Source organism: Haladaptatus caseinilyticus, from assembly GCF_026248685.1.
In the GTDB taxonomy this organism is placed as follows: domain Archaea; phylum Halobacteriota; class Halobacteria; order Halobacteriales; family Haladaptataceae; genus Haladaptatus; species Haladaptatus caseinilyticus.
The window spans coordinates 1,877,835-1,896,667 of sequence record NZ_CP111036.1 but is presented as its reverse complement, the minus strand read 5'-3'; the positions used below and the strand labels follow the sequence as shown (position 1 = coordinate 1,896,667).

Below are 18,833 nucleotides of genomic sequence, written 5' to 3'. Positions count from 1 at the left end.
CCCGACGGTCGGAAGGAGGCTCCTTCAGCCACCCAGCGTTTATACCGGATGCCCCTGACGTTCACGTATGATCGACATGGGCGTTTTGCTCGCGTTCGTCCCGGCAGCGCTCGCGCTGAACGTCGCACCCGGACCGGACAGCATGTACACGCTCAAACGGAGCGTCAGCGACGGTCGAACCGCAGGCGTGGCGGCCGCTGCCGGAACGTCTACCGGCTGTCTCGTTCATACTACCGCCGCCGTACTCGGACTGTCCGCCGTCCTGAAAGCGTCGGCCCTCGCGTTCACCGCCGTCAAAATCGTCGGAGCGGGCTACCTCGTCTACCTCGGCGTCGGGACGTTCCGAAACGGCGATGAGTTCGAAATAACGCCCGAAGACACCGGCCAAACGCACGGCGAATCGTTCCGACAGGCGTTCACGATCAACGTTCTCAACCCGAAGGTCGCCGTGTTCTTCCTCGCCTTCCTCCCTCAGTTCGTCCAACCCGGCGGCAGTTTCGCCGTCCAGACGTTCATGCTCGGCGCCCTGTTCGGAATGCTCGGTTTCTGCTATCAGTCGATCCTCGCCGTCTTCTCCAGTCGGGCACGCCGAACGATAACCGAGCGAGAACGTATTCGGAACGCACTTCGATACGCGAGCGCCAGCGTCCTCGTCGGCTTCGGCATCGCGCTCGCGCTCGAAGAACGACCCGGCGTCTGAGAAAACGATCGGTCGAAGCGATCGGTCGCTCAGTCGTCGAGCGAGATTTCCGCGATTCGCGTGTGATACGGGTCGCGCTCCTCCGCATCCGGGTCGATGTTGATGTCCGGCGAGTACTGACTCACGGTCCAGAACGTCCTTTCGTCGGGATCGAGGCTGACGCCGTTGTAATCTCCCCAACGCATGACGTCTTCACCCTCGCCGTAGTCGTACCGCGATTCACCGTCCTGAACGACGACTGACCGCCATCCGTTTTCGTCATCATTCCCTTCGTTACCGTCATCTCCCCGGTCATCCCCGTTCCGGCCGAGAACGTCCATTCGCGGGAAGGTGTCCGGCCCGCTCACGTTATGCGTGATGACTGTCGAATCGCCGTCGGACCCGACCGTCGGAATGAAGTAGGACCTGTCGGGATCGCCGTAAACGCCGCTCCGAACGACTTCACGGGCTTCCGTGTCGATTTCGTACCATTTGATGGCGGCGACGGCATTCCCGTCGCCGTTCCAGTCGTACTGAATCGTGTGCGCCGTCCATAACGACCCGTCGTTGTAGTCCGCGTTCATCAGCCGCGTTCCGAGGGTGTCGATGCGTTTTTCCGAGTTTGGCTGCCGGGCCGTGGGCGGGTAGGCGAACTCCTCGACATCGACGGTGAAACAGTCGAGCGACGGGTCGTTTACCGGGTCGGTCACTTCCCAGAGTGTAAGCGCGCTGGCGGTCGGCGACGGGAAGACGCTATCCACGAGATAGAACGTTCCGTCGCTACCGCCCGAGAACGGCTGGAGCGCGGGTTGGACCGTAAAGTCCTCGTTGGCGACGTCGGGATTGTCGAGGGCGGTGAAGTGGTTCGCCGTCACGTCCCGACCGTCGTACATCGCCTCCTTGTCAAGGGTCACCATCGTCACCTCGAACTCCTCGCCGAAGAAGTTCTGTGCGAGGTAGACCGCGTCCCGGTCGAGTCCGAGCGTCGGGTAATCGACGAGTCCTTCGTTGTTCAGCGGCGGGATGCGGTAGACGTGCCACTTTCCGTTCGGATTGCTGTTGTCGGAAACGGCGATACACCACCAGCCTTTCGGTGGGCGTTGGAGGGGCTCCGAGTCGCCCTCTTTGCCTTCCTCCTCTCCCGGTTCCTTTCCTTCTTCCTGTTCTTCCCTATCGACGATTTCGCCGTCCGCCGTGATTCCGGGTTCGTACTGCACTGCGGCGATAACGAACCGATCCTCGTTGCGGTCGTATCTGGCCCGAGGGTCGAAAACGAACGGATAGCCGTAGGCAAACCCGCCTTCCGGTTCGTCGATGACCGGTTCGAACAGATCTTCGAGTTGTACCTTCAGTTGTTGGTTCCCCGAACGTTTGTTGAAGACAGCGATCTGCTGGTTGAGCGCGTGAACGTTCTTGCTTCGCCCCGTCGCGATCTGTGAATCCGACGGAACACCGCCGCGTGTCCCTTCCGCCCCCACACCGTCGTATTCGTCGTGAATCGACAGTCCCTCGTCGTCCTCGTCGGCTCGTTCCTCGTTCCGCGACCGTCGTCCGTGCCGTCCCCTTTCGGCGTTCGACTGCAGCGATTCCATCTCCCGCTCGCTTGCTGGGGACGCTGGACCGCTCCGCTTTTTAGATCCCTCTTTCCGCCCCCGCTTTCTATCGAGGTGAGCGATGTTCACCGTCGCACCGGAATACGTTCGTTCGAACGGCCCGTTCGCACAGTCCGACGCCGCTCGAACGTCGGTAGAGCCGATTCCCGGAACCGCCAAACTCCCAACACAGAGACCCGCGAGTTGCAGTGCCTGCCGCCGATTCATGCGAAATCGATCGTCGTTCGTACTTTGTTTCGACTCTCGGCCGCTGTTTTTGCCCGACATGGACAGTAATAAATCGCCGAGTGAACTGTTATATTTATCTAAAGTTAAATCAAATAAATATTTGAGGAGTTATTTGTACTAAATGTAATTTGAATATTTCCGACGTTACAAGATGGATTTTCGGAATCGATATTTATTGCACGCTTTCAAAACCATACTTGGTCGATGGAGGGGGCCAACGGGTCGAGTCGGCACGACAATGTAGATAGGATTTTCCGACGGCGACCCTAATCACCGATGATGGGTCGGTTGACGAACGGTGGACGCGGCGAGCGCGTCCGCCTCGCCGCGGTGATATGGACGGTGCTACTCGCACAGGTACTCCTCTATCCCGGTGTCCCGGATCTCGTCGTCCATCTCGGTGCGACCGACCGACTCGACGGAGGGACGTGGTTTCTTGTCGCAGAATTCGCCGCGTTCGTCGTTTGTGCGGGCGTGTGGGGACATCTGAGCGATCGTCTCGGAAAACGCGTCCCGTTCGTGGTGGCTGGCGCGTTCGGCGGCGCTATCGGGTACGCGGCACTCGCCGTCGCGCCGACGCTCGACCTCTCGTTCGGTTCCGTGTTGGGGCTTCGGGTCGCACAGGGTGCTGCAACGATCGCGGCGTTCTCACTGTCGATGACGATGTTGATGGATCTTCGAGGGGGCCACGGCCGGAACATGGGTGCGGCCGGTATCGCTATCGGCCTCGGCACTGCGATGGGTGCGCCGATAGGCGGGCAACTCTCCGAGATTCACCCCACGACCCCGCTCGTCGCCGCGAGCGCACTCATGTTCGGTACCGGGCTGCTCGCGATATCAATTCCCGAACACGTCCCGTCCTCCTCACACGCGACCGTCGCGACGGCTCTTGCGCGACTCCGTGACCGTCCGGAACTGACGATACCGTACGCGTTCGGCTTCATCGACCGATTGACGGCTGGGTTCTTCGCGCTCGTCGGGACCCTGTACTTCCAGACCGAGTTCGGCTTGGATGCGGGTACGACGGGACTGATGCTCGCGCTCTTTTTCGCCCCGTTCGCACTCCTCCAGTATCCGATGGGACGACTCTCCGATCGAATCGGCCGGTTCGTACCGGTCATCGTCGGCTCGATCTGTTACGGCGTCACCGTCATCGCCGTCGGACTCGCACCCTCGATTCCCATCGCCGCTGGAGCGATGATCGCCGTCGGTGTCTGCGGCGCACTCGTTTCCCCGGCGACGATGGCACTCGTGACTGACGTAGCGCCCGACCGCGACCGCGGCGTCGCCATGGCCGGGTTCAACGCCTTCGGAAGCCTCGGATTCCTGACCGGCTTCCTCGTCGGCGGCGGCCTCGCCGACCGACTCGGGTTTACGATGGCATTCACGGTGACCGGACTCCTCGAAGTCGGCATCGCGTTGGTCGCGTTCCGCGCCGTCTACCGACTGGGTAATCGTATCGAACGGGGGAAGAAGGAGACGACTTCGCCGGAGTGACCGGTCACCTAAGAGACATACAATCACGACAGCAAACGGGTCGCCACAATATTTAACATAGTCTGCGGAGTCCAGGACTCTCCGGGGGAGATAAGGATGGCAGACACACTCGACGACACGACAGTGGCGATTTTCATCGCACAGCGGGGAACGGAACAAGTAGAGTTCACCGAACCGAAGGAAGCGGTTGAGGATGCCGGGGGAACCGTCGATGTCATCGGTGCCGAAACCGGTGAGGTTCGCACGGTCAACAACGACCTCGAACCGGGCGACTCGTTTCAGGTCGAGAGAACGTTCTCCGAGATATCGTCGGACGAGTACGATGCACTACTCGTTCCGGGTGGTGCCGTCGGTGCCGACCGACTTCGTGCCGACGAGAACGCGGTGCGATTGGTACGGGAGTTCGCCGAGGCGGGCAAGCCGATGGGCGTGATTTGTCACGGTCCATGGACCGTGATCGAGGCGGGCGTGGTCGATGGCCGAACGCTTACCTCGTATCCCAGTTTGCGGACCGACATTCGCAATGCGGGAGGAAAATGGGTCGACGAGGAGGTCGTTGTCGACCAAGGATTGGTAACCAGCCGTGATCCGGACGACTTGCCCGCGTTCTGTGATAAAATCGTGGAGGAATTTGCAGAGGGTCGTCACTAACGGTACGGCGTCACGAACCGCGAAAACCGAATCACCGAGGCGGTTCATGACTTCTGAACGCGAGTATCCCTCACGCTCGGTTTCAGTGAGCCGTCCTTATTCGTCCCACTTTTCGTCCAACCGTAGATCCGAATCGCTCGCCGGGAACAGCGCGCGGCTGACGACGAGCCACGTCGGAATGCCGAGCGCGATGGTCACGAGCACGCGCGGCCACCCGTCGAACCACGTCCCCGTCAAGCCCAGATAGAACCAGACGATGGCGAACGTCAGCCCGAGTCGGAGGAGCGGTTTCAGGGCGAGCGACATGGTCAGTCCGTCGCTCCCCCGCCGACGCCGTTCGCGTGGGGGAACGAGTCGATACTGTATCGTTCGTCGATGGCGACTTCGTCGGTGGCGATACCGGTCTCCGATTCGAACGCCGTCACGTGGACGCACGCGGCGTGATGGCCCTCAGTCCCCCCATCGACCTGTTCCAGAGCGGGGTCCACCGAACGACACTCCTCCGTCGCGTTCGGACACCGCGGATGGAACGAGCATCCGCTTGGCGGGTCGATCGGCGACGGGACCTCGCCAGACAGCACTTCGCGCTGTCTGGCGAGTACCGGATCCGGTTCGGGAATCGCCGATAGCAGTGCCCGCGTGTAGGGGTGCTGTGGACTGGCGAACAGTTCGTCCGTTTCGGCTATTTCGACGATTTCGCCGAGATACATCACGGCAACCCTGTCGCAGACGTGGCGGATGACCGAGAGGTCGTGGGCGATGAACAGGAACGTGAGGTCGAACTCGTCCTGCAGGTCCGAAAGCAGATTCAGTATCTGGGCCTGGATCGACACGTCGAGCGCGGAAACGGGTTCGTCGGCGACAATGAAATCGGGGTCAACCGCCAGCGCACGCGCGATGCCGACGCGCTGGCGTTGCCCGCCCGACAGTTCGTGTGGATATCGGTTCGACCACTGTGGCGGCAGGCCGACCGATTCCATGAGTTCGTCGATGCGCTCGTCCCGCTCACCGGCGTAGAGGCCGTGTATCTTCATCGGCTGTTTGATTATTTGACCGATGGTCTTCCTCCGGTTTAGACTCGATGCGGGGTCCTGAAACACGATCTGCATCTGCTTTCGCATCGATTTTACCTCGCCGCTCCCGAGTTTGGTGAAGTCGGTGCCGTCGTATCGGACGACACCGTCGGTCGGTTCGTCGAGTCGAAGCAGCGACCGTGCAGTCGTCGATTTTCCGCTTCCGGACTCGCCGACCAATCCGAACGTTTCTCCCCGTTCGATGTCGAAACTCACGTCCTGAACGGCTTTCACCGTCTCCGTGTTACCGAGATAGCGGTTGATGATGCCGTCCTGCTGGACGAAATGTTTCGTCAGGCCCTGGACTTCCACGAGTGGGTCGTCACTCATCGTCCGACCCTCCATCAGCCGTCGTTTCACCGACTCCACCATCCGTCACGGCCCTACTGGCGGTTCCATCGCCCGGAATCGAACCGTATCCGGCCGCGTGAAGACACGCGGCCTCCCGGTTCGGTTCGACCGTTCGAAGTGGTGGGTCGTACCGTTTGCACGCCTCCGTGGCATGTGGGCATCGCGGATGGAACGAACAACCGCTCGGAAGTGCGATGAGGTTCGGCACGTTCCCCTCGATGGGTGTCAGTCGGTCGCTTCGACCGCGAAGACGCGGCATCGACCGCATCAATCCACGGGTATAGGGATGACGGGGACTGTCGAACAGATCATCGACACTCGCCCGTTCCACGATGCGTCCCGCGTATGCGACCGCGACGCGGTCACAACTCCCCGCGACGACGCCGAGGTCGTGCGTGATGAGGATGATGCTCATGCCGTACTTTTCCTGCAACTCGTCGAGTACGTCGAAGATTTGGGCCTCGATGGTCACGTCGAGGGCCGTCGTGGGTTCGTCGGCGATGAGCACGTCCGGCTCGCAGGAGATCGCCATTGCCAACAACGCCCGTTGACGCATCCCACCGGAGAACTGGTGGGGATAGTTGTCGATTCGCGACTCCGGTTCCGGGATGCCGACGTCAGCCATCAACTCGATCGCCCGTTCGCGGGCGTCGGCCTCCGAAATATCGTTGTGCGTGCGAATCACGCGGGCGATCTGTTGGCCGACGGTAAACACCGGATTCAGACTCGTCATCGGGTCCTGAAACATCATGGCGATTTCGTTGCCTCGGATGCGACGCATTTCGGCATCGGACTTCTCCCGAAGGTCATCCCCTCGGTAGATGATTTCCCCGTTTTCGATACGGCCGGGTTTTTCGATGAGTTTCATCACCGACAGTGCGGTGACGCTCTTTCCGGACCCGGATTCGCCGACGATGCCGAGCGTTTCGCCCTCGTAGAGGTCGAACGACGTCCCCTCGACGGCTTTGACCGTTCCTTCTTCGGTGTAGAAGCGAGTGACGAGGTCACGGACGGAGAGGACTGGACCACTCATTCTGCACCCTCCTCCGTGTACCGTGGGTCGAGCGCATCGCGCAGGCCGTCACCCAGCAGGTTGAAGCCGAGAATCGCCAGCACGATGATGACGCCGGGGAACACCGAATACCACCATTCGCCGCTATAGAGATAGCCACGGGCGTTCGAAAGCATCAATCCCAGACTTGCTTTCGGCGGTTGGATTCCGAGTCCGAGAAACGAGAGTGCCGCGCTCGCCAGCACCGCAGTTCCCATGTACAGCGTCGCCTGCACGACGACGGTCGGAATCGTGTTGACGACGATATCCTTCGTCAAGACGTGTCGGTCGCTCGCGCCGAGCGCCTTCGCCGCATCGACGTAGTCCTCTTCCATCTCCTTCAGTACGGAACCGCGCATGACGCGGGCGAAGCTCGGGATGTAGACGATTCCGATGACGACGATTATCTTCAGCAGGTTCGGCAGCGTGAACGACCCGTACGAAGTTTTTCCGACACCGAGCACACCGAGCACGGCGATCGCCAAGATGAGACTCGGGAACGAGAACAGGATGTCCATAAACCGCATGATGATCTCGTCCACCCAGCTATTGCGGTAGTAGCCAGCGATCGCCCCGGCCGTCGCGCCGATAGCCATCGAGAACAACACGACGCCGAGGGAGACGGTCAGGAGCGTTCGTAATCCGAACATGAGCCGCGAAAGGATGTCGCGACCGTGATGGTCGGTACCGAGCAGTACCGTCGTCGTTCCGATCGTCTGCCCGCTGGCGTCCTTCTCGATGACTGTCGCTCCCGGCGGCAGTGGGTTGTGTTCGCCCTCCGGCGCGTCGAACTGCTGTATCGGATCGTGTGGTGCCAGCACCGGGGCGAACAGTGCGGTCAGTATCATCACAGCGATGATGCTTCCGCCGACGAGCGACAGTTTGTTCCGGCGGAACTCCCGCCAGAACATCTCCAGTTGGCTTCGGTGGTCGCTCGTGGTACTGTTCGAGTCGTGTACGTTCGATCGTTCGTCTTGAATCGCCATTTTACTTCCCTCCGTCGTATCTGATGCGCGGGTCGAGGTAGGCGTACAACACGTCCACGATGAGGTTCGAGAACACGAAGACGACCGCAATGAACAGCACGAGCGCCTGAATGACCCGGTAATCCCGGCGGTCGATGGCAGTTATCAACAACCGACCGACGCCCGGGAGGTCGAACACCGTCTCCGTGAGAATCGCCCCGTTCATCAACTGCCCGAGGCCGATTCCGATGACGGTGACGACCGGAATCAGCGCGTTCTTGGTCGCGTCCTTGAGGACGACTTCCTGCCCTTTGATGCCCATCGCTCGGGCCGTCCGAATGTAATCCTGGCCGAGCGCATCGACCATCTCCGAGCGCATCATTCGCGCGATGAGGGCCGAATACGCCGTACCGAGAGTGATGACGGGCAGCAGTAGCTGTTTGAGGTTCGTAACCGGATCTTCCCACGGTGGTACCCATCCGCCCGTCGCCCACGGAAATCCGAACTGGACGGCGAATATCATGATGAGGATGATACCGAGCCAGAAATCCGGGATCGATATCCCGGCGAGAGCGGCGATGCGCGCCGCGTGGTCCGCACTCTTGTTCTGTCGTACCGCACTGATGATACCTGCGGGAATGGCGATAGAGATGGCGACCAGCATGCTCAGTATCGAGAGTTCGAGCGTTACCGGTAGCCGCTCACCGATCAGCGTGTTCACCGGTGTTCCTTGCTGAACCGTCCACGACGTACCGAAGTTCCCGGTGAGGACGTTCGACAACCACTGGCCATACTGGACGTACAGGGGTTGGTTGAGGCCTAAATCCGCCCGAATCTGCTCGACCAACTCCGCGCTCTGAAGCGGACCGAGCATCACCCGAACCGGACCCCCCGGCGCGAGGTGGACGAGGCCGAAAACGACCACGCTCACGCCCAACAAAACGGGAACGGTGAGAAGCAGTCGCTTCGACACGTACCTGGCCATACTCATCGGCGATGCACCGTCCCGCGGTGTGTAGTATTGTATTGCATTCGGAAAAACGGGTGTCTGTCGGCGTTAGTTCCCCTTCCCGACCATCGCGGTGCGGTATTCGTCTTCGAACGTCCCGATGTCGTACCCGGAGACGGAGTTGTTCCACGCCTCCAGCTTGTTCACGTACGCGAGGTCGATCTGGATGGCGTTCTCGACGAGATACTCTTCGAGTTCCCAGACGATTTCCTTCTGTTTCTGCTCGCTTCCCGCGGATTGTGCCTCCCGAAGTCGGGAGACGAACCACTCGTGACCGTTCGAGAAATCACCCTTCGCATCTTTCGGGGCCGGAGGACCGCTCGCCTCGTACGGATCTTTGAGGTCCTCGGACGGATGGTGCCAGTTGTTGTGGTTGTGGTTGTTGTCCGCGTATCCGGCATCGAGCCAGTACGTGGCAACCGGAATCGACTGACCCCAGTCCTCCATCGCAGCGTGCCAATCCGTCGTTCCGTAGACCTGATTGAACAGGGTCGATTTGTCCATCGTCGTAACGGTGACGTCGATGCCGATCTGGGAGAGTTGATTCTGGATGATGACCGCCTCGTCCTTGAACCACGACCCTTTCGTGGCAAGGATCTCCATCGAGAACCCGTCCGGATTTCCGGCCTTTTTCAACTCCTCTTTGGCCTTCTTCGGGTCGTACATGTTCATTTTCTTCAGCTTCGGAGAGGTCCACTCGTCGTCGGGATACCACGGCCCCTTCTGAACCACGCCTTGACCGTGGAACACCTCGTCCACGATTTCCTGTGCGTCGGTGCCGAACAGCACAGCCCGACGGTTGTTGACGTTGCTCATCGGGTTGTCCCCGCTTTCCATCAGGTTGACGTACAGCACCTCGGTGGTGTTTCCGGGGACGCTTTCCGTCTGGACTTTCGGGCGGTTTTTCAGCGACTCGAAATCCTTGGGTGGTACCTTGTTCGTCAGGTCGACGTTTCCGGACCGGAGCCTCGCGAGACGGGTGGAGTTTTCCGAGATGAAGTTGAATTTGATTTCATCGACTTTCGGTTGGTCGTCCTTCCAATAATCGTCGAATTTCGTCAACAGGACGTGGCTGCCGCTTTTCCACTCGGAAAATTTGAACGGTCCCGTGCCTGCACCCTCCGGATTCTTCGTGAGGTCGGTCGAGAGGCCGCTCGGACCCTTGCCTTTTGCGACGTTGCCACGCGAGCCTTTCGGAACGATACCTTCGAGTCCGCGGGTCAACCACCAGTTCAGCGTCGAAAACGGCTGCTCGAGGTTCAATCGAAGCGTCCTATCGCCGACGATTTCCGTCCCCGTGACGAACGGAAATCGGCTCGCGATGGGCGATTTGTTGTCCGGGTTGAGGATCCAATCGACGGAGTATTTGAAGTCCTCGACGGTGACGTCGTCGCCGTTATGGAATTTCAGTCCCTCACGGAGTTTGTACTCGAACGCTTTTCCGCCCGCCGTCGCCTCGGGAACCGATTCGACCACACCTGGCTTCAGTTTGTTGTCCGGCGTGAGTTCGATTACCTCGTCGTAGACGAGACCGCCGATGGTGCTCGTCGCGGTATCCGTCCACAGTGCGGGGTCGAAGTTCCACACTTCCGCGGAGAGCGCGACGTTCAGCCGCACCTTGTCACCATCGTTACCGCCCGACGAATCGTCGGAACCTTGGCCAAAGCAACCGGCTAGTGCTCCACTCGAGAGCGCACCGGCGATACCCAAGAACTGTCTACGATCTATGTTGTATGTTGTCGTGTCACGCCTTGCCATGCGTCTTCTCAGACGAGATGCCAATCGGCCAAAAAGCTTTTTCATGGTTAGAAATGATAATCGTAGGATAAATTAAACATAATTCATATTACAGCCATTAAATCAAGCGGACACGCGTTACCGCAATCCATAGTGTTTTGTTCACACTCGGCCGTTTGCCCCCTGTGTCAGATAGTGACAATCGATCGGTAGTGGACTTACGTCGAGACCTTCACGCCTATCCGGAAGCCGGGTGGAAGGAGTTTCGAACGACCGCGCTCGTCGCCGACGAACTCGCGGAACGCGACTTCACGCTCCACCTCGGAGACGAGGCAGTTGCTCCCGACGAACGGCTCGGCGTTCCACCGGAGGACGAGCTGCTCGCCGCCGTCGAACGAGCGCGACGGGAAGGCGCACCCGAGGAGTATCTCGAACGAATGGACGGTATCACCGGGCTCGTCGCCAGCAAAACCTATGGTGACGGCACCGGGCCCGTTGTCGGTGTCCGTGTCGATATGGACGCTCTCGAACGAACCGAAGCGCAGGACGACGACCATCGACCCGTCGACGAGGGGTTCGTCAGCACACATCCCAACGAGATGCACGCCTGCGGTCACGATGGCCACACCGCCATCGGCGTCGGTGTCGCACGCGAACTCGACCGAGGCGGAGGGTTCGATGGAACGCTGAAGCTGTTCTTCCAACCCGCAGAGGAGGGCGGCCGCGGTGGTCTCCCGATGAGCGAAACGGCCCATCTGAACGACGTCGAACACCTCGTCGCGATCCATCTCGGGCTCGGTATCGAGACGGGAACCGTCGTCGCGGCGTTCGAACACCCGCTCTCGAACGCGAAACTGGACGTGACGTTCCACGGGGAGCCAAGCCACGCGGGCGGCGCACCCGAAGAAGGTCGAAACGCGCTTCAGGCGGCCGCAGCCGCGATACAAAACCTCTACGGATTGCCGCGACACAGCGACGGTGTCACGCGAATCAACGTCGGGCAGGTTCGGTCACCGAATCCACAAAACATCATCCCGGAACACGTCGAGATGCGCGTCGAGGTTCGCGGCGATTCCGCCGACCTCAACGACTCCATGCTCGAACGAGCGCGACGGGTGGTCTCCGCGGCAGCGGACATGCACGATGTGGACGTACAAACGGGACTGTATGGAAAGACGACGACGTTCGCCGCCGATACCGACATCGCTGAGGCAGTCGCGAACGCGGCCCGGGACGTCGACGGCGTGGACGAAATCGTCGCCTGCGATGACATGGCCGGGAGCGAAGACGCCTCCTATCTCATCCGGCGCGTGCAGGAGAACGGTGGCCAAGCGACCTACGTCGGAATCGGCGCGAGCAACCCCTACGGTCACCACACTGCTCGATTCGACATCGAGGAGGAGTCGCTCCCTATCGGCGTCGATGTCGTTTCCGAAACGGTTCGTCGGCTGTAGAGCGTGTCGAAGGAGGCCTTCGAGGAGTATGCACCGACGTGATTCGGTTCTGTTGGCCGTTCGATTTCGAACGGACAGCCGCAACGACCGACCCCGATAGCATACAAGAATTTGCATATAACATATGGATTCAACACAAGAATATGCATATAGTTGCGTTTAATTCGATATCTTGAAGGGCATGAATCTGAGATCACCGATATGGTACAAAAGCGGAACGCGATGATTCGGCGACAGTTCCTCAAGGCGACCGGTGCAACCCTCGGTGCAGGCTTTGCAGGTAGCGCGACGGGAGAGACGGACACGTCTCCGGAGGCGGCGACCGATCAAGTCGATGTAAACGTTTTCGTCATCGCGGCGTTCGAAGTCGCGGATCTGAAAAAGCGAGAGGGTACGACCGACGCGCCCGGTGAGTTTCAGTTGTGGTACCAGAACTACGACTTGACCCACACCGTGGACGTTCCCGGAGCGTTCGCACCGGTGTATCACAACGACGACGGTGTCGCCGGAACCGTCGTCGGAATCGGAAAGACGAACGCCGCCTCGTCGTTGACCGCGATACTCCGATCACCCGAATTCGACTTCGAGAACGCCTATTTCGTTACCGCTGGCATCGCCGGTTCGCCACCGGATGTCGGAACGCTCGGGTCGGTGTTCGTGAGCGACGGTGTCGCCGATTGGGATTTGGTACATCGCTGGTCACGTTCGGATGGTGAAGCCGACCCACACGCGATGATGTTTCGTCCGCATCGCCCCGATCACGCCTACGAGTTGAACGACGGACTCGTGAAAACTGCACACCGGCTCGGAAAACGCGTCTCGCTGACCGATTCGGAGCGCGCGAAGGAGTACCGAAAGCTGTATTCGCAAGAAACAGCTCAATCGGACCCGTTCGTCGGCGTCGGAACGACGATGTGCGGCGATACGTACTGGCACGGCTCCACGTTCTCCGACCAAGCCGCGCACATCGCCGAGGAGTACGGCGTGAGTACCTACGCCACTACCGAAATGGAGGACTTCGCGACCGCACGCGTTCTCGACCGGTTCGGGCATTTGGACCGCTACGTCAGTCTCCGAAGCGTCTCGAACTTCGACCAGCCACATCAGTGTCAGACGGTACAGGAGAGCCTCGCCGCGGATTCCGGTGGTTTCCGCCCCAGCGTGACGAACGTCTATCGAGTCGGATCGGAACTGGTCGATGAACTCGTCGAGAACTGGAACCACTGGGAGACACGGCGCTTCTGACGGCAACCGCCCCAGTGGGAAATCCGGACACGTCCCGGTCCCATCACGTAGCGTTGTTTCCGTCGCGAATCGTCAGCACCGGGACGGTGGCCGAGCGTACGACTCGCTCGGTGACGCTGCCGAGGAGATACCGGTTGAGCCCCCGTCGCCCGTGGGTACCCATCACGATGAGGTCGATGTCGTGGTCGTCCACGTAGTCGAGGATTCCACGATAGGGATGTCCACCGGTAACGACTTCGCTGTTCACTTCGACACCCGCGTCCGCCGCCTGTTCGAGCACCTTTGCAACCGCGTTTTCCCCCACCTCTTCGAGATTGTTTAGAACCGCACCCTCGTACGTTTCAATCCCGATCTCACCGAGGTCAACCACGTAGATGGTGTGGAGCGTCGCATCGAAGACGTCCGCCAATCTGATAGCTTCCGCTACCGCTTTCGATGCTGATTCGCTCCCGTCCGTCGGTATCAGGATGTTTTCGTACATCGCGAGAACAGTACGTGAGGGATGAGAATAAGAGAATAATAATAAACCTGATACAATTGCTGAAAAATGTCCGATCGAAAGACCACGGGCGAACGTCGCGATTCGATAATAGTATAATGAAACGCCAGCGAAAGTTCCTCACCCATGTCACTGTCGTCGTTTCGGCCGTAGCCGGTTGAGGCAGTAATTCAGCAAATACGCCTGGCGTACAATACACCATGTTGTTGATATAATTATGCATTGATATGGTTTCCGAAAGTTTAAATTGAAGAAACAAACCACCATGGCGTAACCGAGATGTCTCCACTCGATACGGCAACGACTAGTTCACCTGCCACCAGTATCGTCCCGCCGCCGATTCCCCCGGACGACCCCGAGGCGTGGTACGCCCCCGACGTGCGCGACCAGCGCGAACTCCATCCCGGCGTCGTCGCCACGATTCGGGAGAAGGACGACGATTTTCACTACGACGTTCGAACTCCCGTACTCGGCGCACGCGATGAACGTGCTCTCGTTCGAATCCGAGAGCATTTTGCCACCGCAAATCTCCGCCGTCCGCTGACGCGCGAAGGTGCAGTGGAGTGCGTCGAACGCGGGTTCGACCCGAAATACCGACGTGCCATCGACCGGCTCACCGACCTCTCCCCGGACGGGCGGCGGCGCGTCGAGTACCACGCGCTGGCAGAACTGCTCTGCCTCGGGAAATTGACACCGCTCGCGTTGGACGACCACATTGAAGTCGCCGACGCGGCGGGCGACCGGCTCGTCGTCCACACCGAAAACTACGCGCCCGCCGACACCGAGCTTTCGGCGGACGCGGACTATCTCGCACGGTTCGCAAGTGAACGCGTCGAAACGCATACAGTCACCTTCGGAAGCTTTCGGATACCGGTCGTCATCTATCGGGAACACCTGCTCGGTACCGACTCCTTCGCGACGAAGTGATAGGACTGACGCGCACACGTACCTACCGTGTGGGCTTTCGTAAAAGTAGCAACGGGCGGCAAGAACTTAACTATTGTGCATGGGATTAGATTAGATAATCTACCAGCATAATTATCACCTCAGTCCCCATTTGAAGTTTGCTAATGCAAGCACCCTCTTTCGAGCAAGAGGAATTTATTTCATCGGACGAATCAAAGAATTTTTATAGCCTGCATTTGCAAGCACCAACCAACCAACCCCCAGCGAACTTTAGAGACCACCCTGTTGAGCGTAGAGTATTTGTCCTTTGTTAATGAGTACCATACCTCCCCTTGAGCTAAGCGTATATTATCTGGTCTGCCTCGAAAAAATACGAGTGAGCAGATAGTGCCCAGAATCAAGGAAAAGTTAGACTTCTGATAAGAATATTAATGAGCGGTTTGCAAGGGTGTTTTGACAACGCAACTCCGGGGGTGAACGTGCCACAAATGGGGTAGCTATAGAACTGAATGTATCCCCATCACTTATCCCCGTGACTCCCATCTGTCTGCCCAATGAGTAAAGAATCATTATATCTTGACCTAAACACTACCTTTGACCTTTTGAGAAACGACCAACGTCGGTGCATCCTTAACGAACTGCACCAAACCGACGATTCGGCAGTCTCGCTTGAGACGCTTATCTCTGAAGTCTCGGAAGTTGTAGAAACCCCGCGCCAGTCGATTGAGACGGAGATACGGCATGTTCATCTTCCGAAGTTGCGGGATAACGGAGTCGTTGAATACGACCCTCGTACCGAGATGGTTCGATACTTTGAGCACGAACCGTTAGGCGAACATCTCGCTCTTGCGCGAGAATACAATACTACCCAAAGCTCCATACGAAATGATGGGGGTCAGTCGAAGGGCGAGAGTTTAGAGGACTGAATAGGCTTTGAAACATTAGCCGGTGGTATGCTGGCCGGGGAGATTTGTGAGAGCAAGTCATTCAGATTACAGTAGTCTATCAAACAATCACTGCTAATCTCTTTAGAAAGATCAGACGGTGGTAGGCAGTCCGAGTTTTTCGCATCCCTTTCTGCCTTCCGCGTGAAGGTATTCATCCCATCAGCAATCTCGTTAAAGCTCCCGAAGGGATTCCATGCCTTCTTGCCAGCCTCAAAGAGCGCAGTAGCGTGTAGCAGTTCGGCAGAAGGTGAATCGGTCGTATCCTCATACCTATTGAGTACATCAAGATTTCCACTTACTTCGGATGGGAGTTTCGTCGTAGCTCCTCGTTTTCTGTCAACGTCCGTATTGCCCGATTGCTCTAATTGAACATCCGAATCACTGACATTACGAATACGAATGGCTTTGTCATACGGGTTATCTTCCATCGTTGCAGTCTGTGCATTGTTCACAAAGTTGTCAACTACAGGCTCAAAGTATTCGCGGGATAGCTCCGCGTTTACCCAAAGAGCGACGTGCATATGCGTGTATCCAGTTCGACGGGAAGCGAACAATCTGACACCTGCATACTCGTAGTCGTCGCGTGTCTTGAGACGATGATAGAGACTACTGTAAACCGAGTCATATCCTTGCTCAAACTCCCGAATATGTGCAATCGGATTCCGCCAGCTTCCGCCAACTGTCTTTTCGGGTATCTTGAATGTAAGCCAGACTGTAGTTAGATTCTCGAAGTTCTCTATGCAGTATCGTTCAACATCCTTGGTTCGGCCATGGCGTCTTTTGACAGATTGTTGAGTGTGCACGTCTTTATCCATCTTGAGATAGCCGTTACTTGCCTGAACCCAAGTGTATCCGTTTAGGCGCGAAGTGATTTTATAAGGATTAGCCGGTGGTAGGCAGTTCGGATACTTTCGTGGTGTATTCTCCCGATACTGTGCCTGTGGTTCTCCTCGTGCGTCTGCCTGTGCTTTCTCGAAGAATGTCGTATGTGGTTCCCAAAGCTCACCAAAGATAGACCCATCACGTTCAGGTACGACGAATCTATCCTTGCCGATAGCCCCCGATTCATCAAGGATTTGATAAAACTCGTCTTCGGTGTAGCCGTTCGCTTCTGCTTGTAGTCTTACCTCGTTTACAGGTACAGTATCGCCAGCCTCTTTGCCGAGATAGCCAGCACAGTCTGCTACAAGACGTATAATCCTCTTGTCATCTGTTCCATCCTCGCCAAAGGAGTGAACACAGGCGCGCTCCGGGGCCGCGTTGTCGGTTGTTTGTGTAGTACTTAAAGTCGTAGATTGAGATGTTTGTATTCCATTCATGTTTATATCCTACATGAATGACAACCGATAGAAAATCGAAACCTTTAAGTATAATGAGTGAGTTGTTTATACTGTAGCTCGCGTGGGAACGAGTAAGGTTGTTCGACTGACTGGACGACCGCCATTCATGATTTTCGGTATTGGTTATCTTTAAATAGTATTGTAGCTCCTACTACTTAAGTCTTTCCGTTGCCGTATGTTAGATATATTTACTGTTTCAACAAAAATACTTGCCAAAATGATAAGATATGCGCCATATCGCTATGCTGGGAATTAGCTCATGAAGCCGATTTTAGCCGAAGTGAGAACGTCAGGCTGAAGCCTTAGATGGCGTGGATTCTTACGAATCGGAGAAAAACAAACTGAAGCTCCTAAACAATGGGAGATTGAACCGAAAATAAAACCCTAAACAGTGGTCTAAGGACTTAGCTGGCGTGAGTTTAACGGAATCGGGAAACGAAGTTACCTTCGTCGTCACGGTCTTGACCGATTTCGATAATCGTACCGTCTACGTCTGCCATAACGTCACCACTTGCGTCAATTCCCTCAAGTTCTTTAGATTTCTCAGCTATTGCTTGGAGAACCCACAATTGCATATCGGACTTAGCAATTTCTTTTTCATATCTATCTGACAGATGCTCTAACCCTCCATTAGCGTCTGCTCGTCTTAGGGCATTATACACATCCATCGGAACAGTGATTGTACCTACACTTTGTCCCTGCATGCTTAGTCACCTTTGTTAAACATCTTATCCGCCACTTCAGCTTGCTTAGAAGCTACCTCACTGTCCTGTGAGCGGCATTCATCCGAAGATGTGTAGTTCTCAACAGAATCGCCGAAACTATCGCTCATACGCTCTTGTGCTTCCGATATGGCCTGCACTCGTTGCTCCTCCTCCTCAAGTCGAAGGGTGGCAAGTCGTTTGACTGTTTCTTGATATGAGTGACTATCGTCGTCGTCAAACAGCAGTTCCTTTACTGCTCGAAGTCGCTCGCCGGTTTCGTCGTCAATGGCGATAGTGACAGATTCATTACCCATCGTCGTCACTCTCCATATCCTGCTCAATGAGTTGCGGGATATATTCATTTTGTAAGAACACTGTCGTGTTCATGGAATCTCCCGACTCCTGCTTGCGTCTTTGGATGTGTCGCTTTTGCTCATCTGTCAGTTCTACATTTAAAATCTCAGTCATATCTCTCACCTCCCACAATCTCGTCGTATTCTTTAATAATTTCTCTAACTGCACGACCGTCAGCTACTCCATTCTTCGACCGTTCGCCGAAACGCTTGGAAATAACTTCAAAAACATCTTCTCGCTGTTCTGGCTCGAACCAGATTGGCATTTTGTTTGACATAATATATCACCTATATGATTGTTAAGATGACAGGTTAATTTCAAGAAGGTCGGGAACCTGCCGGAAACCGCCGCTAACCTATTAATACGGGGGATTAGCTCCCGCAACGATAACGTAACAATTCCGAAAGATGAACTTTCGAGATTCGTCAGATTGTCGTTCAAAACCCGTAGAGGGCGAGCGGATTGACCGCTCTACTATCCCAAATTGAGGGATATGTCGAACAACATTGATTGTAGGACTTATATATCCT

General features: G+C 57.0%; 20 protein-coding genes. 7 read left to right on the top strand and 13 right to left on the bottom strand.

The window, feature by feature from the left end; translation table 11 throughout:
• Positions 1-67 precede the first annotated feature (67 nt).
• Positions 68-700, top strand: a complete 633-nt coding sequence (locus OOF89_RS10220; protein ID WP_266075774.1) for a LysE family translocator — start codon at positions 68-70, stop codon at positions 698-700.
• A 29-nt stretch (positions 701-729) separates the two neighbouring features.
• On the opposite strand, the gene OOF89_RS10215 is transcribed toward OOF89_RS10220, so the two are convergent.
• Positions 730-2,499, bottom strand: a complete 1,770-nt coding sequence (locus tag OOF89_RS10215; RefSeq protein WP_266075772.1) for a hypothetical protein — start codon at positions 2,497-2,499, stop codon at positions 730-732.
• Positions 2,500-2,799: 300 nt separating this feature from the next.
• Between OOF89_RS10215 and OOF89_RS10210 the strand changes: the two genes are divergently transcribed.
• Positions 2,800-4,017, top strand: a complete 1,218-nt coding sequence (locus tag OOF89_RS10210; RefSeq protein ID WP_266075770.1) for an MFS transporter — start codon at positions 2,800-2,802, stop codon at positions 4,015-4,017.
• Between the two features lie 96 nt (positions 4,018-4,113).
• A complete protein-coding gene (locus OOF89_RS10205) occupies positions 4,114-4,668 on the top strand; it encodes a type 1 glutamine amidotransferase domain-containing protein (protein ID WP_266075768.1) in 555 nt (184 codons plus the stop codon).
• A gap of 96 nt (positions 4,669-4,764) precedes the next feature.
• On the opposite strand, the gene OOF89_RS10200 is transcribed toward OOF89_RS10205, so the two are convergent.
• The 6 genes from OOF89_RS10200 to OOF89_RS10175 form a co-directional block, all read right to left on the bottom strand.
• A complete protein-coding gene (locus OOF89_RS10200; RefSeq protein WP_266075766.1) occupies positions 4,765-4,974 on the bottom strand; it encodes a hypothetical protein in 210 nt (69 codons plus the stop codon).
• Positions 4,975-4,976: 2 nt separating this feature from the next.
• The gene (locus tag OOF89_RS10195) at positions 4,977-6,071 is read right to left on the bottom strand and encodes an ABC transporter ATP-binding protein (protein WP_266075764.1); all 1,095 of its coding nucleotides are present in this window, start codon (positions 6,069-6,071) and stop codon (positions 4,977-4,979) included.
• Positions 6,064-7,125 carry an ABC transporter ATP-binding protein gene (locus tag OOF89_RS10190; RefSeq protein WP_266075763.1) on the bottom strand — a complete coding sequence of 354 codons (1,062 nt, stop codon included), beginning with the start codon at positions 7,123-7,125 and terminating at the stop codon, positions 6,064-6,066. Before OOF89_RS10190 ends, OOF89_RS10195 begins: the two co-directional genes overlap by 8 nt.
• Positions 7,122-8,129, bottom strand: coding sequence for an ABC transporter permease (locus OOF89_RS10185; RefSeq protein ID WP_266075761.1), 1,008 nt, complete (start codon positions 8,127-8,129; stop codon positions 7,122-7,124). Before OOF89_RS10185 ends, OOF89_RS10190 begins: the two co-directional genes overlap by 4 nt.
• A 1-nt stretch (position 8,130) precedes the next feature.
• Positions 8,131-9,093 carry an ABC transporter permease gene (locus OOF89_RS10180; RefSeq protein ID WP_407661605.1) on the bottom strand — a complete coding sequence of 321 codons (963 nt, stop codon included), beginning with the start codon at positions 9,091-9,093 and terminating at the stop codon, positions 8,131-8,133.
• A 72-nt stretch (positions 9,094-9,165) separates the two neighbouring features.
• The gene (locus tag OOF89_RS10175) at positions 9,166-10,875 is read right to left on the bottom strand and encodes an ABC transporter substrate-binding protein (RefSeq protein WP_266075757.1); all 1,710 of its coding nucleotides are present in this window, start codon (positions 10,873-10,875) and stop codon (positions 9,166-9,168) included.
• Between the two features lie 164 nt (positions 10,876-11,039).
• Here OOF89_RS10175 and OOF89_RS10170 point away from each other — a divergent pair, with 164 nt between their 5' ends.
• Positions 11,040-12,308, top strand: a complete 1,269-nt coding sequence (locus tag OOF89_RS10170) for an amidohydrolase (protein WP_266075755.1) — start codon at positions 11,040-11,042, stop codon at positions 12,306-12,308.
• 201 nt (positions 12,309-12,509) lie between these two features.
• Positions 12,510-13,553: a nucleoside phosphorylase-I family protein gene (locus tag OOF89_RS10165; protein WP_266075753.1), complete on the top strand. Its 1,044-nt coding sequence runs from the start codon at positions 12,510-12,512 to the stop codon at positions 13,551-13,553.
• 43 nt (positions 13,554-13,596) lie between these two features.
• Here the strand turns inward: OOF89_RS10165 and OOF89_RS10160 are convergent, their stop codons facing one another.
• Positions 13,597-14,034 carry a universal stress protein gene (locus OOF89_RS10160; RefSeq protein ID WP_266075751.1) on the bottom strand — a complete coding sequence of 146 codons (438 nt, stop codon included), beginning with the start codon at positions 14,032-14,034 and terminating at the stop codon, positions 13,597-13,599.
• 297 nt (positions 14,035-14,331) lie between these two features.
• Here OOF89_RS10160 and OOF89_RS10155 point away from each other — a divergent pair, with 297 nt between their 5' ends.
• Positions 14,332-14,979 (top strand): hypothetical protein, encoded by a 648-nt coding sequence (locus OOF89_RS10155; protein WP_266075749.1) that lies wholly within the window; start codon positions 14,332-14,334, stop codon positions 14,977-14,979.
• A 533-nt stretch (positions 14,980-15,512) separates the two neighbouring features.
• Complete coding sequence (locus OOF89_RS24750) at positions 15,513-15,884, top strand: DUF7344 domain-containing protein (RefSeq protein ID WP_456071277.1); 372 nt, start codon at positions 15,513-15,515, stop codon at positions 15,882-15,884.
• Here OOF89_RS24750 and OOF89_RS10150 read toward each other — a convergent pair.
• The 5 genes from OOF89_RS10150 to OOF89_RS10130 all read right to left on the bottom strand — a co-directional run bounded on the left by OOF89_RS10150 (position 15,854) and on the right by OOF89_RS10130 (position 18,568).
• Complete coding sequence (locus OOF89_RS10150) at positions 15,854-17,224, bottom strand: hypothetical protein (RefSeq protein ID WP_266075747.1); 1,371 nt, start codon at positions 17,222-17,224, stop codon at positions 15,854-15,856. The genes OOF89_RS24750 and OOF89_RS10150 overlap by 31 nt on opposite strands.
• A 440-nt stretch (positions 17,225-17,664) precedes the next feature.
• Complete coding sequence (locus OOF89_RS10145) at positions 17,665-17,949, bottom strand: hypothetical protein (RefSeq protein ID WP_266075745.1); 285 nt, start codon at positions 17,947-17,949, stop codon at positions 17,665-17,667.
• Between the two features lie 2 nt (positions 17,950-17,951).
• On the bottom strand, positions 17,952-18,263 hold the full coding sequence (locus tag OOF89_RS10140; RefSeq protein ID WP_266075743.1) for a MerR family transcriptional regulator: 312 nt from the start codon (positions 18,261-18,263) through the stop codon (positions 17,952-17,954).
• On the bottom strand, positions 18,256-18,417 hold the full coding sequence (locus OOF89_RS10135) for a hypothetical protein (RefSeq protein WP_266075741.1): 162 nt from the start codon (positions 18,415-18,417) through the stop codon (positions 18,256-18,258). The genes OOF89_RS10140 and OOF89_RS10135 overlap by 8 nt, the downstream gene beginning before the upstream one ends.
• Positions 18,410-18,568, bottom strand: coding sequence for a hypothetical protein (locus OOF89_RS10130; protein ID WP_266075739.1), 159 nt, complete (start codon positions 18,566-18,568; stop codon positions 18,410-18,412). Before OOF89_RS10130 ends, OOF89_RS10135 begins: the two co-directional genes overlap by 8 nt.
• Positions 18,569-18,833 lie beyond the last annotated feature (265 nt).

Bases quoted from the DNA above. Each gene is read 5' to 3' on its own strand.
- OOF89_RS10220 (WP_266075774.1), top strand. From the start codon at position 68: ATGATCGACATGGGCGTTTTGCTCGCGTTCGTCCCGGCAGCGCTCGCG.
- OOF89_RS10215 (WP_266075772.1), bottom strand. From the start codon at position 2,499: ATGAATCGGCGGCAGGCACTGCAACTCGCGGGTCTCTGTGTTGGGAGT.
- OOF89_RS10210 (WP_266075770.1), top strand. From the start codon at position 2,800: ATGGGTCGGTTGACGAACGGTGGACGCGGCGAGCGCGTCCGCCTCGCC.
- OOF89_RS10205 (WP_266075768.1), top strand. From the start codon at position 4,114: ATGGCAGACACACTCGACGACACGACAGTGGCGATTTTCATCGCACAG.
- OOF89_RS10200 (WP_266075766.1), bottom strand. From the start codon at position 4,974: ATGTCGCTCGCCCTGAAACCGCTCCTCCGACTCGGGCTGACGTTCGCC.
- OOF89_RS10195 (WP_266075764.1), bottom strand. From the start codon at position 6,071: ATGAGTGACGACCCACTCGTGGAAGTCCAGGGCCTGACGAAACATTTC.
- OOF89_RS10190 (WP_266075763.1), bottom strand. From the start codon at position 7,125: ATGAGTGGTCCAGTCCTCTCCGTCCGTGACCTCGTCACTCGCTTCTAC.
- OOF89_RS10185 (WP_266075761.1), bottom strand. From the start codon at position 8,129: ATGGCGATTCAAGACGAACGATCGAACGTACACGACTCGAACAGTACC.
- OOF89_RS10180 (WP_407661605.1), bottom strand. From the start codon at position 9,093: ATGGCCAGGTACGTGTCGAAGCGACTGCTTCTCACCGTTCCCGTTTTG.
- OOF89_RS10175 (WP_266075757.1), bottom strand. From the start codon at position 10,875: ATGGCAAGGCGTGACACGACAACATACAACATAGATCGTAGACAGTTC.
- OOF89_RS10165 (WP_266075753.1), top strand. From the start codon at position 12,510: ATGGTACAAAAGCGGAACGCGATGATTCGGCGACAGTTCCTCAAGGCG.
- OOF89_RS10160 (WP_266075751.1), bottom strand. From the start codon at position 14,034: ATGTACGAAAACATCCTGATACCGACGGACGGGAGCGAATCAGCATCG.
- OOF89_RS10155 (WP_266075749.1), top strand. From the start codon at position 14,332: ATGTCTCCACTCGATACGGCAACGACTAGTTCACCTGCCACCAGTATC.
- OOF89_RS24750 (WP_456071277.1), top strand. From the start codon at position 15,513: ATGAGTAAAGAATCATTATATCTTGACCTAAACACTACCTTTGACCTT.
- OOF89_RS10150 (WP_266075747.1), bottom strand. From the start codon at position 17,224: ATGAATGGAATACAAACATCTCAATCTACGACTTTAAGTACTACACAA.
- OOF89_RS10145 (WP_266075745.1), bottom strand. From the start codon at position 17,949: ATGCAGGGACAAAGTGTAGGTACAATCACTGTTCCGATGGATGTGTAT.
- OOF89_RS10140 (WP_266075743.1), bottom strand. From the start codon at position 18,263: ATGGGTAATGAATCTGTCACTATCGCCATTGACGACGAAACCGGCGAG.
- OOF89_RS10135 (WP_266075741.1), bottom strand. From the start codon at position 18,417: ATGACTGAGATTTTAAATGTAGAACTGACAGATGAGCAAAAGCGACAC.
- OOF89_RS10130 (WP_266075739.1), bottom strand. From the start codon at position 18,568: ATGCCAATCTGGTTCGAGCCAGAACAGCGAGAAGATGTTTTTGAAGTT.